The sequence below is a fragment of the uncultured Campylobacter sp. genome, assembly GCF_938039205.1.
GTDB lineage: Bacteria > Campylobacterota > Campylobacteria > Campylobacterales > Campylobacteraceae > Campylobacter_A.
Genome location: NZ_CALHVM010000007.1, coordinates 1 through 3,976, shown reverse-complemented (window position 1 = coordinate 3,976; position 3,976 = coordinate 1). Strand labels below are relative to the sequence as shown.

Here is a 3,976-nt window from a genome sequence, read left to right as displayed (position 1 = left end):
GAGTATTTGGATTTAGCTTTTTAGCGATCAAATTTAAGCTAGCCAAGCTGCCCGAAGGTTCAAATTTCATCCAACTCTACGGCATCGCGGTACTTTGCGGCGTAGGATTTACGATGAGCCTTTTCGTTAACGGCCTAGCCTACAACGACACGGATGTCTTTGCCTACACGGACAAGCTCGCTATCTTGCTAGGTTCGGTAGTTTCAGGCGCGGTCGGGTTTATCTTGCTAAAATTTAGCACCGAAAATCCGGGCGCGATAGAAAAACGGTAGTGAGCAAAACGGCTCACTCCCGCCGGCCGCTGCGTAATCTATAAATCAAATCGCAAACTACGCCGCCAAACGCCGCAAAAATCGCGCCGATAACCAGAGCCGCGGCAAGATTATAAGGCGCGCTGTCGTTTGCAAGGGCGTAGGCGTCAAACCGCACGTAAACGCCCCATCTGCCGCCCATCCTCTCAGGCGCAAAGAGCAGCCCGCTAAACGCGAGAAAACAAAATCCGCCGAGCACGAGGAATTTCGCCCCCGTCACGATCAAATTTACGCGCCCAAAGTCCGCGCGGCCGTAGTTTAGGCAAAAGACGGCGGCGAAAAAACAGATCCAAAACGGCGCGGCACAGGCATAAAAAGCAAGCACGTTTAGGTTTGCGCTGTTGTTTGCAAAGTCGTCCAAAAACGGCGCAAAAACCCGCACGCCGCGGATAAAAGGCAGCCAAAATTTAAGCTCTACTATCTCGTCCGGGCTTAAATTTAACGCCCAGATCTCAAGTGCCGCAAAAAATATGACTCCGAGCGAAAACGGCGCCCAGCCGGCTAAAATCGCTCTCTCAAACAAGCCTTTGCGCGCTGCAGAGTCGCGCCGAGATTTCGCAGTCTCCGATTCTTTTTCGTTCATCGTTTTCCTTAAATTTATCCGTATTTTAAAGTGCGCTCAAAAATCAACCGTCAAATTTAACGGCAACCGCGCGGCTAGTTCGGGCAGTCAAATTTGATCAAATTTAGCCGTTATGACCGCTTTAAATTTGACGCCGCTACGACAAAATTTTGTCGCTGAAAATTACCAAATTTGACCTAAATCAGCGCGATGTTGTCGATGTGCAGCGCCTCGTCCTCGTATTTGTAGCCCAGAACCGCCTCGATCTCTTCGCTCTTGCGCCCTTTTATGAGGGCTAGCTCGGCTGATGAGTAGTTTGTTATGCCGCGAGCTAGCGCCCGGCCGCTTGTATCTTTGATAGTTAGCGTTTCGCCACGCTCAAACTCGCCCACGACCTCGCGGATGCCGACTGCTAGCAGGCTTTTACCCTCTTTTAGCGCCTTCGCTGCGCCCGCGTCGATAGCGACCGAGCCTTTGTGCGCGGCTGAGTAGGCGAGCCAGTATTTACGCGAGTTTATCCTATTTTTACCCGCCAAAAATAGCGTCCCGACCTCGCTGCCTTGTGCTGCTCGGACTATATTTCGCGGGTCGGCGCCGTTTGCGATGATGAGGTGAGTGCCGTTTTTGGTCGCCATCTCGGCTGCGATGATTTTAGTACGCATACCGCCGGTGCCAAATTTACTGCCTTCCGCGCCTGCAGCCGCCCTGATGCTATCATCTAAATTTTCGACCAAATTTATAAATTTAGCGTCCGCAAAAATGCTTGGATTTTTATCGTATAGCCCGTCGATATCGGTCAAAATCACGAGCAAATCGGCCTCGATTAGCCCCGCAACCAGCGCGCTTAGCGTGTCGTTGTCGCCAACTTTTACGCCCTTGATGCCCTCGCCCACGACGGGGTCGTTTTCATTGATGACAGGAATGATTTTTTTAGCGAGCAAGGAGCGTAGGACGCTGCGCATGTTTAGGTAGCGGCGGCGGTCGCTAAAGTCGTCTTTGGTCAGCAGCAGCTGCGCGACCTTTTTGCCGTGCGCCCAAAATAAAATTTGATAAAGATGTATGAGCGAAACCTGCCCGATGGCGGCCAGGGCTTGCTTTTCGACGATGGATTTTGGCTTGTGCGCGAGCTTCATCTGTCCCATGCCCGCACCCACGGCGCCAGATGTTACGAAGACCACTTCGGCATTTTCGTTTAGCTCGCTTAAATTTGCCACGATTTGTTTGATTTTATCCTCATTTAGCGAGCCGTCCGCGTTTGCTAGCGTTGAGGTGCCGACCTTTACAACGATGCGTTTTACGCCGCCTAGAAGCTCTTTTCTGTCCATCTTATCGCTCCGAAATTTTTGAAAATTATACCCAAAACGGCTTATTTTAAATTTTATGTTTTTACAACTAGGCGGAGAGTTTAGTATAAAAGATATACGCGGCACAATGGCCAAAATCGCCTCTGCGCTTGAACGAGTCGATACGCTCGCGCGCACGGTAGCGATGGCCGAGATTCCCGTGGGCATCATAACCTCTTTGGTGGGCGCGCCATTTCTCATCGCGCTTTTAAGAAGCAAGGCAAAGGAGCTGCTAAAATGATACTACAAACGAAAAATTTATCCTTTAGCTACGGTGGATTCGGGCTCGAAGACGTAAGCATCGAGATCAAAAGAGGCAGCATATGCGGGCTTTTGGGCACCAACGGCAGCGGCAAGAGTACGTTTTTTAACTGCTGTATGAAATTTCTAAGTATCAAAGGGGGCGAAATTTATGTGGGTTCGCAAAACACGAAGCACAAAAGCCCCGCCTGGATGGCTAAAAACATAGCGTACGTCGCGCAGCACACAGAGCTACATTTCCCGTTTTTCGTAAGGGATATCGTCCTAATGGGCCGCTCCACGCACGTAAAGAGACTGTTTGGCTTTAGCAAAGACGACAAAAGGGCGGTGAGCGAGGCGATGGAGTTTATCGGTATCTCGCATCTAGCCGATAAAAAGATGAACGAGCTTAGCGGCGGGCAGCGCCAACTCGTTTTTATCGCTAGAGCGCTCGCGCAGGATACGCCGCTGATACTACTTGACGAGCCGACGTCCGCGCTTGATTTTAAAAACCAGATCACGCTTTGGAAAATTTTAAAAAAGATCGCTGCGAGCGACAAGACGATAGTCATCTGCACGCACGAGCCAAACCACATCCTTTGGTTTTGCGACGAAGTGATAGTTTTCCGCGACGGGCGGATCGTCTCAAAAGGCAGCGTCGCGCAGGTTTTAAACGACGAGCTGCTGGCTAAAATTTATGGCGACGTCTGCACCTTTGAGAGGCTCGCGCAAAAAGAGGTGATCCTGCCTAAGCTCTAGCTACTCCTCCAAACTATACCCGATACTGCGCACGGTTTTGATTAGCTCAAATGGTAGCTTCGCGCGTAGCTGACGCACGAGTGAGCGCAGGCGATCGGACGAGACCTCTTCGTCTTTATAGATACTCCACTCAAGCTCTTGGATCGTTACTACGTGCGGGGCGTTTTTGGCTAAAATTTCTAAAAACAATCCCTCTTTTTTGCCTAGCATTATACTTGTGCCGTTTATGTGCAGCGTGAGGCTGTTTTTGTCGTATACGGCGCCGTTTTTTAGCTCAAATTTGCTTCCGAGCAAAATTCGGCAGTTTCTAAATACCCGAAACAAAAACTCCTCGGGCAAAAACGGCTTAACCATAAAGTCGTCGTATTTTGCGTAGTAAATTTTCTTGTAAAGCGTGGGAATAGCCTTATCTATAAGGATCATAACGGGAGTTAGGCTCCCGTTATCTCGCAGAAATTTGACCGAGTCGAAATTTGCCAGATCCTTCGTCTTTACGTCGATGACGTAAAAGATGTAGCGGTTGCCGCTATAGTAATCCTCTTTTAGCTCGCTTAAATTTTCAAAGCGAACTATGCGGATGTTAAAGCGGTAAAGCGCGGCGTTGAGGTTTAGTTGCATCTCGGCATCGTCGCTAACGAGCAAAATTTTCTTCATTTTAGCCTACTTTTTGGTGACGTTATCCTCTTTGTTCTCTACCTTTGGTGCTACATAATCCTCCCCAAAATAAGCCTTCTTTATCTCTTCTTTTTTAATTGCGGCTT

At 49.3% G+C, this 3,976-nt stretch carries 6 protein-coding genes; 3 read left to right on the top strand and 3 right to left on the bottom strand.

The window, feature by feature from the left end; all coding sequences use genetic code 11:
• Positions 1-272: Na+/H+ antiporter NhaA (locus Q0394_RS01080; protein ID WP_298945093.1), on the top strand; the 272-nt coding region annotated here is incomplete at its 5' end.
• 13 nt (positions 273-285) lie between these two features.
• On the opposite strand, the gene Q0394_RS01075 is transcribed toward Q0394_RS01080, so the two are convergent.
• Positions 286-894 carry a hypothetical protein gene (locus tag Q0394_RS01075; RefSeq protein WP_298945091.1) on the bottom strand — a complete coding sequence of 203 codons (609 nt, stop codon included), beginning with the start codon at positions 892-894 and terminating at the stop codon, positions 286-288.
• Between the two features lie 176 nt (positions 895-1,070).
• Complete coding sequence (gene proB, locus Q0394_RS01070; RefSeq protein ID WP_298945089.1) at positions 1,071-2,198, bottom strand: glutamate 5-kinase; 1,128 nt, start codon at positions 2,196-2,198, stop codon at positions 1,071-1,073.
• A gap of 55 nt (positions 2,199-2,253) precedes the next feature.
• On the opposite strand from proB, the gene Q0394_RS01065 reads away from it, so the two are divergent.
• Both Q0394_RS01065 and Q0394_RS01060 read left to right on the top strand, forming a co-directional pair.
• Positions 2,254-2,457 (top strand): iron chelate uptake ABC transporter family permease subunit, encoded by a 204-nt coding sequence (locus Q0394_RS01065; RefSeq protein ID WP_034964665.1) that lies wholly within the window; start codon positions 2,254-2,256, stop codon positions 2,455-2,457.
• Positions 2,454-3,215, top strand: coding sequence for an ABC transporter ATP-binding protein (locus Q0394_RS01060; RefSeq protein WP_298945087.1), 762 nt, complete (start codon positions 2,454-2,456; stop codon positions 3,213-3,215). Before Q0394_RS01065 ends, Q0394_RS01060 begins: the two co-directional genes overlap by 4 nt.
• On the opposite strand, the gene Q0394_RS01055 is transcribed toward Q0394_RS01060, so the two are convergent.
• Entirely contained in the window at positions 3,216-3,869 is a 654-nt protein-coding gene (locus tag Q0394_RS01055; protein WP_298945085.1) for a winged helix-turn-helix domain-containing protein, read from the bottom strand.
• Positions 3,870-3,976 lie beyond the last annotated feature (107 nt).

Coding starts and splice junctions, on each gene's coding strand:
- Q0394_RS01075 (WP_298945091.1), bottom strand. CDS start 894: ATGAACGAAAAAGAATCGGAGACTGCGAAATCTCGGCGCGACTCTGCA.
- proB (WP_298945089.1), bottom strand. CDS start 2,198: ATGGACAGAAAAGAGCTTCTAGGCGGCGTAAAACGCATCGTTGTAAAG.
- Q0394_RS01065 (WP_034964665.1), top strand. CDS start 2,254: ATGTTTTTACAACTAGGCGGAGAGTTTAGTATAAAAGATATACGCGGC.
- Q0394_RS01060 (WP_298945087.1), top strand. CDS start 2,454: ATGATACTACAAACGAAAAATTTATCCTTTAGCTACGGTGGATTCGGG.
- Q0394_RS01055 (WP_298945085.1), bottom strand. CDS start 3,869: ATGAAGAAAATTTTGCTCGTTAGCGACGATGCCGAGATGCAACTAAAC.